Raw genomic sequence first — 17,394 nt, forward strand, 5'->3', positions numbered from 1 at the left:
ATAAAAATGGAAAGTTCGATTGTTTTTAAGGACAATGGATCAAATTGGTATAAATGGGATTTACATTGTCATACTGCTTCGTCATATGATTATAAGTATAAAGCAAATGATGCTAATGAATTATTAGTAGATGAATGGCAAAAGCAAAAGATAAGTACAATTGCAGTTACTGATCATTTTAAAATTGATGCAAAAAGAATTACTGATTTGCGAAATTTAATTACTAAAAAAGCTAAATATCACTTTGTTTCCGGGTGTAGAGTTAAGAACTGCTAAAGGTGGACCAAATATACATATTATTTTATTATTCAATAATACTTCTAATTTAAAGATATTGGAAGAAGACTTTAATGCAACAATGTTAAGAAACAAAGCAAAACCAAATAATTATACAAATGAAAATATATATTGGGATTATAATGATATTTTAGAATTTGCCAAAAGTCATAATGCTATAATTTCTATACATACTGGGAAAAAAGCTAATGGAATGGATGATCAAATAACTAATGCATTGCCTACAAGACAAGCTATAAAAAGTGAGTATGCTGAAAATATTGATATATTTGAAGTAAGTAATAAAAAAGATATAGAAGGATACAAAAAATTTTTTTTAATGAAATTAAATCGAGGCCGTTAATAATATGTTCAGATAATCACAATCCTAAAAATTATCTATTTAAAGAAAACTTATGGTTAAAAGCTAAATTGAATTTTGAAGGACTTAAGCAAGCTATAATTCATTGTGAGGAGAGAGTATTTGTTGGAGATTGTCCAACTAAAATACAAAGTGTCTAAGATAATCCAGAAAGATATATAGAAGAAATTACAGTGAAAAAGAAAAAAGATGCTGTAAACTTTGATACTAGGTTTGATTTTAGTCTTAAAATTAATCCGGGCTTGACAACTATAATTGGGAATAAAGGAAGTGGAAAAAGCGCTTTAGCTGATTTAATTGGTTATATTGGAGGAACAGATAATAATTCTTCTTTTTCATTCTTATCTAAAGATAGATTTTGTAAAGAGGACAAATTATTTAATTTAGACTATTGTGGAAAGATGACTTGGTTTGATAATGAAAAATTAGGTGTTAGTAATTTTGATTTATCGAATAAGTCCGATATTTGTTATGTTCGCTATTTACCACAAAGATTTATTGAAGATACATGTAATAATTTGGATAAGAGATTTCAAATAGAGATTGATAAAGTTATTTATTCTTACATAGATAAAAAAGATAGAGAACAAACAATAAATTTATCAGAGTTGATTGAAATTAAAGAAAAAAAATTTAAAAGAAAAGATTAATCTTTTAACTATAGATTTAGACGAGATTAATAAGAAAATAATTAAATTAGAAAGAAAAAAAACAACGTAGCTATTATGAAGAAATAGAGAAAAAATTGAGGTATTATGAAAAAGAACTAGATAGGCACAATTCAAACAAACCAAAAGAAGTAAAGAAGCCTATGGGTAATGATAAAATACACGAACAGGGATTAGTAGCTATAGAAGAATTTACAAAAAAAATTAAAGAGTTAAATTTGTGTATTAAATTTAAGCAAGAAGAATTAATTAGAAAAAGAAAACAACTAAAAGAAATTGATTTGTTTATAACAAAAGTTTCTGAGTATGACAAATTAATTTTAGAATTGAAAAAAGAAGCAGAAATATTTAATCAAGAATTTGAAATAGAGCCAAAACTTAGTATTGATTATAAATATGATATTTCTGGGGTAGAAATTATAATAAATAATTTAAAGGATCAAATTATTGTTTTGGAAAAACAATTAAAAGAAAATTATGATGATATTTCATATACGATAGATACTGATGAATCGGTAATTGAATCTGATTTTCAAAACATGGAATCACTTTATGGCAAAATTCAAATCTTAAATAAGAGAGTAAATAGGGCAAAAGAGATGCTTTCGAAGCCACAAAAAGATTATCAAACATATCTTGAAAAAATAGAAAAATGGGAAATAAAACGATTGTCAATAATTGGAAGTGCTTCAAATGCTGATTCCATGACCTACTATAAAAATGAACTAGATTATTTGAATAATTCCATTGATATAGAATTAGATTCATTAAAAAAAGAAAGAATTTCTTTGGTTAAGCAAATTTTTTCTTGTATTAATTCAAAGAAAAAAATATTGGATGAGATATATCAACCAGTAGAAAAAAAGCTCGACAAAATTTTACAGAGTATAGATGATAAAGTTATGTTTAAATCTACAACCTTAATTGATGATGAATTTGTAATAACAATTCTAAATCAAGTTAACCAAACTATTCAATCAAAATTTAAAGGAAAAAATAGTGGAAATGAATATGTAAATAGTTTAATTAGAAAATATAAATTTGATGATGAACAAGAAGTAGTTTTATTTGTTTGTGAATTATTAGAATCAGTTAATGAAAATGATGAGAAATATGATACTTTATTGAAAAATAGATTAAGTTTTTATAATTATGTTTCATCATTGCAATATCTTAATGTTGTATTTTCTTTGAAAATGGGTGGAAAAAATTTATCACAATTATCACTTGGAGAAAAAGGAATAGTATTACTAATATTTTATTTGGCTTTGGACAAAGAAGACTTACCTCTAATTATAGATCAACCAGAAGATAATTTGGATAATCAATCCATATTTAAAAAATTAGTTCCTAGTGTTGTGGGAGCAAAGAAAAATAGACAGGTAATATTAATTATTCACAATCCAAATTTAGTAATTGCATGCGATTCGGATTTGGTTATTTATTGCGAAAAGGATAAAAAATAAATTCAATAAGATATGAAAGTGGAGCAATAGAAGATACACATATCAGAAAAAAATGATTGATATTTTAGAAGGAACAATGCCTGCATTTGATTTGAGATCTGATAAGTACAATGAACATTTTCTGAGAAAATGGTAGAAGGTGTTTTAGGTTGCGAAACTAAATCATATACGAACATTTATTTACAAAAGTATGTTACACTGGGATTAGTTGAAATTTAAAATCAAAGTTTAGAAATAAAACAATATGTAGACAGTAGTTAATGATTTTTAGTAAATTTGAATAAAATTAAGTATACTATATTAGGCATTTAAGAAAAAAATGAACAAATAGTTTTGGAAAATTGTCAAATGTACTGCTGTGATTATGTTTTGATAAAGTAATGAATAGTTTTCGGGTTAAGTGTGTTTAAGAATTAATTATGAGTATAAAGGTATGTGACAAGGAGGTGACTTTGGATTTGAAGGTATTATTTTGGAATACATATAAGAATGCGGATATTAACTCTATTATTGCTGAGCTTGTTGCTGAAAATAATATTTCTATCGTTGTTTTAGCTGAATATATTGCTGAAATAGATGATTTATTGAAAATCTTGTTATTACAATATGGCTTAAAAATGCGACTTTATGATAATTGTTGTGATCGTATTACTATTATAGGAAAGATTAAAGATGTTGAGATGAGATTTGATAATGATCATACAAGTATACAAATTATCAATGGGAAAGATATATTGTGTTGTACACATTTGAATAGCAAAATATACTCTGACCATGACGCGCAGAGACAAATTCATATTGAGCAGTTAATGCGAGAAATATGTAATATTGAAAAAGATATACATTCAGAAAATACAATAATTGTTGGTGATTTTAATATCAATCCATATGATGCTAGTTGTTTAGATGCAAGATATTTTCATAGCCTACCAGTATATGAAGAAACAAAACGAAAATCAAGATCTGTTGCTGGAAATGAATACGCTATGTTTTATAATCCAATGTGGCGCTTTTTAGGAGATAAAAAGCAACCGTATGGTACATATTATCATAACAATAGCAAATCAATAAATACGTATTGGAATCTTTATGATCAGGTTATTATAAGACCTGTATTGAGAGATAGGTTTGTAGATGATAGTTTGAAAATCGTTACAGAAACACAGTCAAGGTATTTAATAGACTCAAAAGGACATCCTGATAAGTCAATTAGTGACCACTTACCAATTATTTTTGAAATAAAGGAGGAAAATTAATTATGGAAAAAAAACTTAATATTAGTGATAAACTAGATTTTAATGATATTGATTTAACAGCACCAGAAAAGGTGATTTCTGAAATATTAGAGCAATTAAAACAAGAAACTAAAGGCATTATATGTGGACGTATTGAAGCATATGGAGGACACGTGATGTCATATACAAGGCAAGGATTTTCTTCATTAACTAAGGCTATTGGATCGATGGACGAAGAAATCGATATTCAAACCGAATTGGGAAAAATAGGGCAAGAAATCCATAAATTTGAATGCTATCTTTATACACCAGAATATGATAAATATAAATATCGATTATTTTTTGTTAAATATGATACCGCGCATTACCCTGTAGATATTATTCTTGAAGAAAGTATTGCAAGAAGTATTATGAGTGGGGACTCAAGATATATTTTCTCTTGTACAACTCGTGAAAAACTTGAAGAATTAATGTACAGAATTTTTAATTCGAAAAAATTAATTTCTATTATGCAAGAACTAATTAGAATAAATCAATCAAAAAAAGCATCGAGAGACACCGATATGTCAGGGAATCAAACAGAAGACTATGAATAAAGTTATCATTGATGTGAATTAACTTTTTTAAAATTTGAAATTACAACAATTGATGCGTTAGAAAACTGAATTGAATAATTTTTATGGTTTTAAAATATTGATAAGCTTCAAAGTAAATCAGTCATTTATATGGCTAAAACTTATTGTGGATTTCATATAAGCTGATACCTTTATGTTATCACCACATGATAAAAATCTTATAAATGAAGCAAAAGATAGAAAAAATAATATCATTTATCAAAGAAAGTTAACAAATATGTTCACTATACACATTTCATTTCGGAGATCGAATAATTATACTATCGATGAAGTACGATTAATGATTAATATATAGTACAAACTTAATTATGTTGAGTAGGTTATGCTTTTTACTTTTTTAATGCTTAATATTCAATTGCTATTAATCTTTTATAGAATATATTTTGATAGGAGGAAATCATGAAAATAAAACTTTCAAAGTTACAATATGAAACAATGGAATTTTTGAGAATGAAATTAGATGATGGTTCTAAAAATGAACTGTATACTCAAGGTGGTAAATGTACAATAAGAACATTAAAGAGCTTAGAAAAGATTGGTTTAATCAAAGTCATTGAAGATAATTCTGGAATAGGATTATGTGGGGGAGCTTTCCCATCTAAAGTAAGAATCATTGATCCTAATTTTAAGATGGAAAACTTTGAAATAAAAAATAAAACAAAAAAGAAAAAGAATTTGAAGAAAAAATATATAAAAAAGGATGGCTTCAATCTTATCGTTGATGATGATGGAACTATTCTAACCGACGAAAAACTTTTGTCTCTAATTAGAAACTACATTTTTATAAATAGTGTAGATATAGGTGTATTGATTAGTAAAAGAGCTCAGGTCAGTCTAGCAACTTATAAGCCGTTGAGCAAAGATGAATTCATTAAATTAGATGGATTAGGGGAAAAAATATACGATAGATGTGGAACTAAACTCATATCGTTAATAGAGAGTTATTTAGGACATTAGAATGATTTTTAAACAACCTAAATATGCAATTAAGAACTTTACAGTACCTTATTTTATTATCAATCTATTTCGATTAATAATGTTATTAATGATATTTCATAGTTAACTGTGAAATTTATGGTGTTTACAATTGAACAAATAGACAATATTATATAGAAATCATTAAGATTTCATATTACATTTATCGTAGTTCGTCATATCAAATAAAAATCAATTCATGGAGTATTTTTATCTTATAAAGATATATTTTGTTCTTGAGAGTAACTTTTATAATTATTTAAGTTAGTGAGTTAAATATTATTTTAATTTATTTTGAGAAAAATTGTGAATACAAGAAATAAACGTATATTGTTTGGAAATTTATGATAAATTTATTAGTTATTTACAAGAATATGGAGAATTTCTTTTGATAATCATATTATAGAGGAGGCACATGGCAATTAGCGAGATAAAAAATTTAAAGCATTTAGCATATAGATTAAGTACAACGCATTGTATTATTAATGGAAAAATTTATGAATTAGATAAAGTTGAGCAATTAGGATGTAATAAATTTTCATTACAAAGTAAATTAGCCTTGCCGTTAAAACTTTATAAATACTTTCCTAATATATGTAATATTGAAAATATTAACTACTCAATCGAGTCTTTAAAAAATAATACAGTATATTTACAAACTCCAAACAATTTTGATGATGTATATGATTCTGATATACATATGGATTATTCTGAATATGAGCGATATAGGTTGATTGAATATTGTGAACGAAGCAACATTGAAATTGATGAAAATCTTTCTACGCATAAAATAGGAGATTTATTCGTCCAAGCATTATTAAAAATTTATTTAGAAACAAAAGATTTTTCTAATATTTTTACAAAAGATAATTTAACAGAAATAGAAGAATTATCTAATAAACTATTTGTTCTTAAAATTACTAAGCAGTTAGAAAAAACAGATGATTTAACAAAAGCAGTTCAAGCTGTAATTCAATCTAATTTTGAAGAGTATTCATCCCAATTAAAAAATACTTTTCGCGTTTCTTGTTTTACAACTAATCCTTATTCGCAATTAATGTGGGCTGGGTATGCTAATTGTCATAAAGGTTTTTGTGTTGAGTATACTATATTACCTAATGATAAAAGATACGAAAAAATATATTTGAATCTATTTCCAATGATTTATTGCAAGGTGCGACCAAATATGGCAAAACAATTAGCACATTTTGAAGACAAGGATGTCACTGAAGATATAATTTGGAATATATATTTTCATGGTGCTTTAAGAAAAAGTTTAGACTGGGCATATCAAAATGAATGGAGATTATTAATGCCTATGGGAAGACAAACTAGCGATTATAATAAAGAATTTTTCCCAATCACGAAAGTATTTTTAGGTAATAGAATGGATTATAAAACAAGAAAAGAGATTATTGAAATATGTAATAGTAAAAATATCCCTTATATTGGGGTTACACGAAAGTTAGGCACTTTTGAAATGGAAGAGTGTAAAGTAAAATGTGAGGATTGCTATAAATTTAAAAGATAAATTTTTTGGATCCAAAGGGGTTAGATAATTTATGATATGCATCAGCTTTTTCATAATTTTTAACTACTGATGCTACCGTTATTATTTTATTTTTAAGACTAATTATATACTCTATTTGAACTCATTTGAGTACACAGTATAATTTAAAATATTTAAAAGCGATGTAATTAGTACATATTAGAGAAAATTAATACCGAAATGTATCATAAGATAAGTGAAAATGAAAAGATAGATGAAATTAAGCTAATTACAATATATAAATACGATACTATTATTGTTGATTTTGTGATGCTAATTTGATACTATTAATTCATCAAAAGAATGTACAGTGTAAAAATATGTGACGAAAATGATATTTTGTATGGAATACTAACCTATTTAGGTTAGTGGGAGTTGAACAATTAAGTGAGTTCGAATAGTATACTTGTTGTTTTGTAACCATCGATAGCGTGTTTTTTGCAAACTCCGTTATCGAGGGAAGAATGGTTAGAGAATAAAAATACAGAAAAATTAGACCTTAGGGGCGTAAGTCTTTAAGGTCTTTTTTTACAGATAATTTATCATAACAAGTGCAACATAAAAATTCATAGAAATTACCGAGTTAAAATGTAAGTGACCAAACAATTAATCGTAGGTAAGATCTGTGAGATATAATTGTCTTAACGTAAACGAGCGTTGTTGTATCAATCAATTTAAAAATTCTGGTATGAATATTAGAAGTATTGCAAAAGAAATAAAATGTTCACCAAATACCACCTCAAGATAGATAAATCGTAATAAGATTGACTCTGGCAGTATTGGTTGATTTAATAAGTACTATCTCAATAAAGTATAAAGCTTATATGAATCAAGAAGAAAAGAATGTCATCGCAAGACAATTAATGGTACTAATGTATTAAATTATGTTGAAAAAATAAAGTAACACTGGCCTCCTAAACAAATTGCAAACAGAAATGAGGAAGGAACTTCTGTAAATTCCACTTCCACCATTTATAGAAAAATCCATAGAAAACAGATTAAAAAAAATGACCTTAGAGTATTTAACGCGAAAAGGTCATTTTAAACGACCAGCTAAAAGAAGAGGAAAATTCAAAGATGGTGGATGAACGGTAAAAAAGCGCCCTAAAGATATCTATAAACGTGAAGAATGAAGTATTAGAAAACAGATACAATAGAATCAGAAAAAAATGATCACAAGAGAAAAAAGCAAATATTGTTTTGCTACTTTGGCAGAGCGAAAATCAAACTATTTTATAGCAGTCTTATTACCTGACAGGAAAAAAGAACATGTAGCGCCTACAATTATAAAAGTTTTGAAAGAGTTTCCTGATGAAATATTAAAAACCATTACCTTTGATAGAGAAAAAGAATTTTCAGGTTATTAGAAAATTTTTATCACAAAGGTATGGATTTATTTGAAGTTGACGAAGATGAATTATCTTATAATTTAAGCATTATGAACGATCGACCAAGAAAGTGTATTAAATATAAAACACCTAAAGAAATCTTATTTGGAATATAACTTACATTAGGTGTTGCCTTTAAATTGACAAATTATCTGAACTATTCAAAAAAATTAAATTAAAATTTGTGATTAAATATAAAATAGATAATATATCAATGATTCACCAGGAGTAAAACACGAAAATTTTCGTATACAGTTACGTTACTGGATTAATATATATGATTCAGTGAGAGAGGATAGTTTCAGTCATGGATGACCTATTATTTCAATAGATAAAAGAATTGAATTATTAATTAGAGTGGAAAATTATGATAGTTATGATGTTATAGCTTTTTCTGCAGTTACTAAATCGAAGTTACTGATTAAAAGTCATAAGATTTGTAGGCAAGAAGGAATAGAGAGTTCAAAATGTCTAACAGGTTTTAGATTTGAAAATCTTTATAAACAAAATTAATATCTAAAAGCTTATTGAGTATAATTAAAAGTTATGAGATAATATTTGTAATTAAGTGGGGATTTGTATTGGAAAATATATTGTATATATCATATTAATTAGTAGAGACGGTGATGGCTATGGATAATAAAATAAATAGATATGATTTAACCTCTGCAGATGCAAAAATTATAGGTTTTGATTTTCAATATTTTTATTTTATAAACGAACTTTTAAAGTTACAAACTGGTCAATCAATTGGATACGAAGCAAAGGATGATGTCCATATAGAAATATATTCAAATTCTAAAATAATTACCAAATTGATTCAATTAAAGCACACTGTACAAAAAAATGCAAATGGCAATCCTAGTAATCTTACAGAGAGGGATGATGATTTATGGAAAACATTATCAAATTGGTGTAAAGTTATTTGTGACAATAATAGAATGACAATTAATAAACAAAGGAGTTTCATAAAAGACACTGAATTTATTTTTGCAACGAATAAAAAAATAGATAAAAATGCATTTATTTCTAATATTAACAAATTGCAGGTAAAAAAAATAAAATTTTTAGAATTACAAAATTATTTATCTGAGTTAGAAAATAGTACAAAAGATTTAAATGTAAAAAAACATATTCATGATGTTACAATGTTGAATGATAAGGTATTAAGATTATTTTTCGGGAATTTAAATTTTGTAGATACTGGTGATGAAATTATCGAAAGTATAAAATCAAGCATTCAAGGAAAAATGATTGCAAAAAATAGAGTCAATGATGTGTTTAATGCCTTATTTTCAGAGTTGAAACAAGATTTTTTTAAAAATGTAAAAACAGGCAATCATCAAATAATTTCCTATGATGATTGGCTTAAGAAATATACGTGTATTTTTGAGCAAAATCGTAATACAACTTTACCTATACGAACATTTAATCCTGTGTTTCCAAAAAATTTATTTGAACAGCCTTTTGTTAGAGAATTGATTGAAATTGGTGAGATAAATGATGAAGATTTATTACAGGTAACAGAATTTTCAGAATTTATGTTGACGGTGAGGATGAATCTTGAAAAGTGGTATCATAATGGTGAAATTACTTATAGTGACTTAGATAAATTTCACAAACAAGCTATAAATATTTGGAAAAACACGCACAAAAAAGCACACAGATTAACAAAATCTGATATAAATCTTAATAATAAGAATGCATTAGCTTGTTTGGATGATATTAGATCAAAACAACTTAAAATACTTACTACTGATTTAGGTATAGATTTAAGTAATGGAGAATTTTACTATCTAGCAAATGAAAGTAAAATTGGTTGGAAAGTAAATTGGGAGGTGAAATATTAAGTGGCAGATCTACATTCATTTCAAAATAATGAATTATTAACAGGAATAGCTATATTGACTGTTTTAAGGAATACAAAAAAATTAGAAATAACTAAATGTTTGTTGATAGAACCTTTGATGAGTTATAAAAGTATTAAAGATTATCTTAAAAAAAGTAATTGTAAGGTTAGGAGTATTGAAGAATTAATTGTAAAAAAAAGTATAGTTTTTTTGAATTTTAATCGTAGGTTTCAAGAAAAATTACCATTATCCATTAATTCACTTTTACTGATGTCACAGCTGAAATTATTAAGGATTGAAAAAAATAATGTTATATTTACTGGTGAAAAATTTGATTTTTATGACAAAACATTAGGTAAAACTGCTCATAGCATAATTGCTGCTGCTAATAATTTGTCTGAAATCCTTACAAAGGAGGATGCAAGTAGTCTATATTTAAGCTTGCGAATTGAATTATGAACATGACATTTTATATCAAAAAGATGATTTTGTGGTTAAAAAATGGTGATACGAGGATTTTAAAGTTTAAAAATGATAAAGTGAATGTTATTACTGGAAATAGTAAAACTGGAAAAACAGCAATACTGGAAATTATAGATTATTGCTTGTGCGGAAGTGATAGTAATATTTCATATGAGCATATTGGAGAAAATGTTTTATGGTATGGATTAAACTTTTGTATCAATGAAAAGCTATATACAATAGCTCGTGGTGAATATAAGGACGAGACAAAATTATCTAAAGATTATTATTTTTCTCCAGATGGTAATATTCCTAAATTGCCATATGTAACTATAGGTGAATCTCAACTAAAGGAAATTATTGAACAGGAATTTTCTATCAATTCAAAAGTAACTTTTGGTTATGGTGGTAAAGCTATAAGGCAAAATTCAAAAATATCTTATAGGTATTTTATGTTGTTTAATACATTATCTGGAGATGTAATTAATCATAGTAAATATTATTTTGATAAAATGGATCTTTCTAGGTATAGAGAAGCCTTACCGCGTATTTTTGATTTAGCTTTAGGAATTACAACTATTGAAAATTTAATGATAAAAGAAAAAATAGATAATGTAAGTCAAAAGATATCTAAATTGGAAAGAGATAAAAAAAAATTAGAAAAAGAAATTGAGAATCAAAATACAAATTTAAATATTATTATAAAAAAAGCTAAAGAATTAAAAATTATTTCTCCAAACTTGATAGAGACCAATGAATGTATAAAAGAGATAAAATATATTTTAGAAACAGGAAATCTTTCTTTAGTTGAAGTAGAAGAAAATAAAGAAATTGAAATATTGAAACAAAAAAAGCAACTAATTGAAATACAAATTAAAAAATTAAGACGTTTTAAAAATCGATATGCGACATATAAAAACAGCTTAAGTGCTGAAGAAGACTCTCTTAAACCGATAAAATATATTAAAAGTAAATTTTCGGATAATATTACTAATGACGAGTATAGGCAATTTCTTAATATTTTAGAAATTGAACTTGGAAAAATAAAAAAAACTATAAAAGATAAAATGCCATTTGAATATGGTGTGGATGATAAAATAGATGGTCTTGAAGATGAATTAAGCATTATAAAAGAAAAATTAAAAATTATTCCAGATATAGATGATTCTGTTAAAAATGACAGGCAAAGACTTATTTCCATTGGAGAATTGAAAACAGAGTTTTTTAATATAATAAATCATCAGAATTCAGCTGATACAATTGATGAATCTATTAGGATTAAGGGAAAGGAACTAGATGAATTAAAAGCTATATATAATGACCCAGAAGAAAGAAAATTGACTACATTAGATGCGTTAAATGATTATGTACAAACTTATATAGATGTTGCTAAAACTGCTTTAGATGAATATGGTACATATTTAGCAACATTTGATTATAATAAAATGGTTCTAAAACTGCGTAGAAATAAATCAACTACCACTGCGAATATTACAAGTAGTTCGGATCATTTATTTATGCATTTGTGTTTATTTTTAGGAATGCATCAATTAATAATGAACAATAATATTCCTTATGTCATGCCTTTTTTAATAATGGATCAGCCAAGTCGACCTTATTTTAATAACAGCACATTTGATTATAATATGAGTAAAGAAAGTCTTTCTAATAAGGATGATTGGAATAAAGTTAAAGAAATTTTTAAATTAATGAATACATTTTTTGAAAATATTTTAAATGATAATAAACATTTTCAAATTATTCTTCTTGAACATGTATCGATAGATGCTTGGGCAGACTGTAATAATATTCATTTAGTAGAAATATTTGATGGAATAAATAATGCACTTATTCCTCCAATAAATAATCAAAGTAATAATTAGTGAAAACATTTTTATAAAGTAACTGATGAGACTTCTGCAAATACATAGAGAAAACATATTTTATAATATTTGCATAAACTAGTATAGTAAACCGCATAAAGTGTGGAATAAAAAAGCTATAACGAAATAAAGAATTGTATAGCCATTTAAAAGAAGAAAACAGCCATGAATATCATAAAAAGATAATCGTTGTTGTTAGTGTAATTTGGCCCGAAAGCAAAAAATTGATATTATTCCCTTAAGGTAGACAAATGAAGTATACAAAATTTTTCAAATCTATTGGGGCTCTAAATTTTAATTGGTTTTTTAAAAATGATACTTTCAAATAATCTGGGGTCTTAAAGCTCCTAGCTCATTTTAAAGTAAAAAAAGCATCATCCAAAACCATATGGTTTAGGGTGATGTTTTTATGGTTCCATGTCAATTGTGGAGGGGTCTAGGAAATAGCGAAAGATATTTCCTTTTCTTTTACCTGAATTCATATGCGAATCCAAGATTTAGAAGTGGATTGTCAACATTTTTTTGGACACTTTTTATAAGAACAGCCTGTACTCAACAGGAGTCTTATAATCTAGTGAATTATGTATCCTCACATTATTGTACCAGTTGACATAGTCAAACAGTTCAAGTTCCAGTTCTTTAAGATTTTCAAATCTGTTATTGAATACAAATTACGTTTTGATGATTTTGTATGTTGCTTCTTCAATATTCCTGCATTTGATTTCGTTTTCACAATCACTGTTATGCCGAAGAAAAAATTATACCGAACTTTTTCTGATTTACTTGTATTTTTCAGTAAAATTCTATTATTCTTCTGCATAGTATTTTTAACTGTATTTATTAGAATGTTCATCAATAATTCTAATTATTATAAATGCACACTATTTTAATTTTTAGCACTTAAAAATCATTACAAAAATGATAATAAAAATCATAAAATTTTTTATCACAGTTGAGATAATATTATTTTTTTACCAAAAGTGGTTGTGTATATTTTTTGGGACTTATTTATTATTTAAGTCTATTAATTTTGTTGCTCAAGATAAAAAAAGAATTACTTCAATAAAATTGATGAATGTCATCTGTTAAATATGATACTTTTAGTTGTAGATATTTTTCTAAGAGTAATATCATTATTAACGATATTACAAGGTGATTGTAGCATGTCGGATATTGGATTAAGTTTAGGACTATTGCTTGTAGGTATAATACTAATTTTTTTTGCTATATAAGACATATTATAGTATTTCAAATAGATTACCAGTTAAAATTTTATTTTGGTTAAAACAAACAGACTTATATTATTTAACGATGATATAATGTTGTTTATAGAGGTGATGATTATGCATAAAAAAGATAATAGAGATATATATGAATATCAATTTCACAATTTATATGAAGTGATCCGTCCAATTATAGGACACTCAACGATATTTTTAGATGAGGAAGATGAAGGTGCAGATTTTTCTGAAAAGCAGAATTCTAGACTATTGTTTGATATAGTAGGACCTGATTTTCATAAATTTATAAATAATGAATCTGGATACTGTTATTGGATAGAGGTTTATATAATAAAAATTATTAAAAATTTGTTATATAGAAATAATATTTATTTTCATGAAAATTACTATGGTGATGGAAATGAGCAACATTCATTAACAATAATGATTAATAATCAAATGATAGAGATATACATTTTGTTTGATATATTCTATGAAAAGGCAAATTGGACTGATTATGATAAATTAGCAACGAAATTAATTAAAAGAAATAAAAAGGCAGACAAAATTAATATATATATCTTGAGAAATTTTATTGGTTATTTTGATCTTGCCAATTTGTTTAATTTAAAATTAAATGAAAATGAAAAGAAAATTATTGAAGTTTTTGAATTAAAAAGGTTATTCGAAATTCTTTTTAGTGAAAAAGAATATGAAATATTTTTAGAATATGCAAATGAATTTTACACTAAGTGTAATATGATTATTAATTATAAAACAGTGGTTACACCTACAAAAGATACTATTGAAAAATATAAATTAAAAAAAATAAAAATGTTGAAAGAGTTTGAATATGAAGAAACATTTCGTTTAAATGATAATATATTTCTAGAAGATATAAATTTTCAAACAATATATAGTAACTTCATTGATAATCAAATGTATAGGGCCATGGTTAGTTGTAATGATTTTGCAGATAGTTTTATTAGCTCTGAATGGTTATATGATGTGTACAGCAATGCAATGGGGGACCTAGATCTTACGGGTATTGTGACAGGATACTTAAAATCAGTAGAACAATTATTGTATCAGATTGTTAAATTTCATTCAGGAGAAGGAATACCTATAAAAACAATAAATAAAGGATTTCAACCTTACATAGAAAACATGGAAATAGAAATCGATAATACGTTGTGGTCAATCAATAAATTTGTTACATCTAATAAAGCTAAATTAGCAATTAATCGCAAGATTCGTGGTTGTATATATAATGCGATTGATACATGGAAAAATTTAAATAGAAACGGTTATTTTCATAAGAATAATTTATATAAAAAAGACAATAAAATAGAAGATATTAGATCACAAACGATTTTACTGTATTTTCTTATTTTAGGAGGTATAAATTTTAATAGCAAAGAATTGATATCATTAGGTATAACAACTAATGAATTAAATGTAGTAAGTCAAATTGATGAAGATACTTTATACAACATATTTAAAGAATGGTGGAATAAAGTGTTAGAGTACGATTGTTTTGATAAAAAAATTCTATTTGCAGTATTTATCACAAACAATCAGAATAAATGTATAATTCATACTAAAATTTTGAATGATTTTAATATTGATAAGTTGAAAAAATTTGGTTCTGAAGCGATAATCTCATTTTTCAATACGAGTCATTTAAAAGATTTACCTGAGTTGGTATGGCCTGTAACTGAATTTGATGTAGAGTTAGTTGAATACAAATATATTCATATGTTATATAAATATATGTATGATAACATTACGTTTAAGAATAAGTTAACTGTGGCTGTAATAGGGATTGGAGATAAACCAAAATTAATTTTTCCAATACAGCACTAGAGAACCGAAATATTTGAAATAGATAGTAGAGAGGAAAAACTAGTAAATTAATAAGAAAAAAATAATATGTATTTATTGAGCTGAATATATGGCCTGTTTTTAAAACTTATATAAAAAAGGAAGTCTCTTTATAAAACTTCCTTTTTGTTGGATGCTATCGTTTAAGCATATTAATGATACCGTTGATTCCATTAACAATATCGCTAATGTTTTTTGTGATATCTTTTATGTCTTTAACGATTTTAAGGATGTTTTTTTCACTTAAATTCTTCATAGACACTAGTCTCCTTTCGAATAAGATAAATAAACACCTTATCCAACGATAACTATTATATGGATAGGTTACACTAAATTGGACAGTTTCTAAGAGAACTGTTACAATTTAGAAAGTAAAAGTGAGGTAAACTAAAATGGCAAGAGAAAGAAGAACCTATAGTGATGAATTTAAACAAAAAATTGTAGAATTATATAATAGTGGTAAACCTAGAGCTGAATTGATTCGTGAATATGAATTAACTCCTTCTGCTCTATCTTCATGGATTAATAAGTTTAACTCTACCGGTTCATTTAATATCGAAGATAATCGCAGCGATGCAGAAAAAGAACTTATTAAACTTCGTAAAGAAAATCAGCGATTAAAAATGGAAAATGATATTTTAAAGCAGGCAGCGCTGATTATGGGACGAAAATAAATATTATCATTTCCAACGCAGATAAATATCCAATCAGCGCTATGTGCAAATTATTAGATATACCTAGATCGTCGTTATATTATAATCGCAATAATAATTTAAAAAAGAAAAAATCCAATGATCATGATTTAACTGATTTAATAAAAGAAATATTTAAAAATAGTCGAAACAATTATGGTTCAAGGAAGATCAAAGTGGAATTAGCCAAGCGCGGCCATATCGTCAGCAGAAGAAGAATCAGACGTATCATGAAGAAAAATGGCCTGGTATCCAGCTATACAGTAAAGCAGTATAAACTACACAAAACAAAATGTAATAATGACAGTATAGATAATAAGCTTAATCGGAATTTTAAACAGGAAAAAAGAATGAAAGTAGTTGTCAGTGATCTGACATATGTTAATGTAGGTGGCAAATGGAATTATATATGTCTTATGTTAGACTTGTATAACAGAGAGATTGTAGGATATGCAGCTGGAAAAAATAAAAATGCCGAACTGGTTGAAAAGGCACTTTATTCAATAAAATATGATTTAAGTAAGATAGAATTGTTTCATTCGGATCGCGGAAGTGAATTTAAAAATGAAGAAATTGAAAAAGCACTAAAAACATTTAATATAACCAGATCACTAAGTACAAAAGGATGTCCGTATGATAATGCGGTAGCTGAAGCAACATATAAAATTATAAAAACGGAATTTGCATTTAATAAAAGGTTTGATAGTTTAGAAGAGCTGGAACTGGAATTATTTGATTATGTAAACTGGTATAATAATATCAGGATACATGGTTCACTTGATTATAAAACACCTGTTGAATTTAGAATGTTCTCATAGAAATTGTCCAA

The 17,394-nt window shown here is 26.0% G+C and carries 14 protein-coding genes and 1 pseudogene; 14 read left to right on the forward strand and 1 reads right to left on the reverse strand.

Annotated elements, in window-relative coordinates; translation table 11 throughout:
• The first annotated feature begins 6 nt into the window (after positions 1 to 6).
• The 12 genes from ABGT36_RS06185 to ABGT36_RS06240 all read left to right on the forward strand — a co-directional run bounded on the left by ABGT36_RS06185 (position 7) and on the right by ABGT36_RS06240 (position 12,769).
• Positions 7 to 276: a hypothetical protein gene (locus ABGT36_RS06185; protein WP_346677239.1), complete on the forward strand. Its 270-nt coding sequence runs from the start codon at positions 7 to 9 to the stop codon at positions 274 to 276.
• Positions 277 to 358: 82 nt separating this feature from the next.
• A complete protein-coding gene (locus ABGT36_RS06190) occupies positions 359 to 640 on the forward strand; it encodes a hypothetical protein (RefSeq protein WP_346677241.1) in 282 nt (93 codons plus the stop codon).
• A 191-nt stretch (positions 641 to 831) separates the two neighbouring features.
• Positions 832 to 1,308, forward strand: a complete 477-nt coding sequence (locus tag ABGT36_RS06195) for an AAA family ATPase (RefSeq protein ID WP_346677243.1) — start codon at positions 832 to 834, stop codon at positions 1,306 to 1,308.
• A 95-nt stretch (positions 1,309 to 1,403) separates the two neighbouring features.
• Positions 1,404 to 2,792, forward strand: a complete 1,389-nt coding sequence (locus ABGT36_RS06200) for a hypothetical protein (RefSeq protein WP_346677245.1) — start codon at positions 1,404 to 1,406, stop codon at positions 2,790 to 2,792.
• A gap of 452 nt (positions 2,793 to 3,244) precedes the next feature.
• Positions 3,245 to 4,048 carry a hypothetical protein gene (locus ABGT36_RS06205; protein ID WP_346677246.1) on the forward strand — a complete coding sequence of 268 codons (804 nt, stop codon included), beginning with the start codon at positions 3,245 to 3,247 and terminating at the stop codon, positions 4,046 to 4,048.
• Positions 4,049 to 4,050: 2 nt separating this feature from the next.
• Positions 4,051 to 4,623, forward strand: coding sequence for a hypothetical protein (locus ABGT36_RS06210; RefSeq protein WP_346677248.1), 573 nt, complete (start codon positions 4,051 to 4,053; stop codon positions 4,621 to 4,623).
• Between the two features lie 438 nt (positions 4,624 to 5,061).
• Positions 5,062 to 5,619, forward strand: coding sequence for a hypothetical protein (locus ABGT36_RS06215; protein ID WP_346677250.1), 558 nt, complete (start codon positions 5,062 to 5,064; stop codon positions 5,617 to 5,619).
• A 433-nt stretch (positions 5,620 to 6,052) separates the two neighbouring features.
• Positions 6,053 to 7,168: a DUF2971 domain-containing protein gene (locus ABGT36_RS06220; protein ID WP_346677252.1), complete on the forward strand. Its 1,116-nt coding sequence runs from the start codon at positions 6,053 to 6,055 to the stop codon at positions 7,166 to 7,168.
• 1,187 nt (positions 7,169 to 8,355) lie between these two features.
• Complete coding sequence (locus tag ABGT36_RS06225; protein WP_346677254.1) at positions 8,356 to 8,553, forward strand: hypothetical protein; 198 nt, start codon at positions 8,356 to 8,358, stop codon at positions 8,551 to 8,553.
• 653 nt (positions 8,554 to 9,206) lie between these two features.
• Positions 9,207 to 10,424: a hypothetical protein gene (locus ABGT36_RS06230; RefSeq protein WP_346677255.1), complete on the forward strand. Its 1,218-nt coding sequence runs from the start codon at positions 9,207 to 9,209 to the stop codon at positions 10,422 to 10,424.
• Positions 10,425 to 10,883 (forward strand): three component ABC system middle component, encoded by a 459-nt coding sequence (locus ABGT36_RS06235; RefSeq protein ID WP_346677257.1) that lies wholly within the window; start codon positions 10,425 to 10,427, stop codon positions 10,881 to 10,883. It abuts the gene before it with no gap.
• Positions 10,880 to 12,769 carry a DUF3732 domain-containing protein gene (locus ABGT36_RS06240; protein ID WP_346677259.1) on the forward strand — a complete coding sequence of 630 codons (1,890 nt, stop codon included), beginning with the start codon at positions 10,880 to 10,882 and terminating at the stop codon, positions 12,767 to 12,769. Before ABGT36_RS06235 ends, ABGT36_RS06240 begins: the two co-directional genes overlap by 4 nt.
• 533 nt (positions 12,770 to 13,302) lie before the next feature.
• On the opposite strand, the pseudogene ABGT36_RS06245 reads toward ABGT36_RS06240, so the two are convergent.
• Positions 13,303 to 13,476: pseudogene (locus tag ABGT36_RS06245) on the reverse strand (IS3 family transposase); the annotation flags it as partial.
• A 636-nt stretch (positions 13,477 to 14,112) separates the two neighbouring features.
• Here ABGT36_RS06245 and ABGT36_RS06250 point away from each other — a divergent pair.
• Entirely contained in the window at positions 14,113 to 15,855 is a 1,743-nt protein-coding gene (locus tag ABGT36_RS06250) for a hypothetical protein (protein WP_346677260.1), read from the forward strand.
• Positions 15,856 to 16,265: 410 nt separating this feature from the next.
• Positions 16,266 to 17,383 (forward strand): IS3 family transposase gene (locus ABGT36_RS06255; RefSeq protein WP_204245297.1). Its coding sequence is split into 2 segments (ribosomal slippage): positions 16,266 to 16,545 and positions 16,545 to 17,383, totalling 1,119 coding nucleotides; the frame shifts between segments, so codons are not numbered across the junction.
• The last annotated feature ends 11 nt before the right edge of the window (positions 17,384 to 17,394 follow it).

It is taken from the genome of Erysipelatoclostridium sp. An173 (assembly GCF_963931465.1).
Classification (GTDB): domain Bacteria; phylum Bacillota_I; class Bacilli_A; order Erysipelotrichales; family Coprobacillaceae; genus Thomasclavelia; species Thomasclavelia merdavium.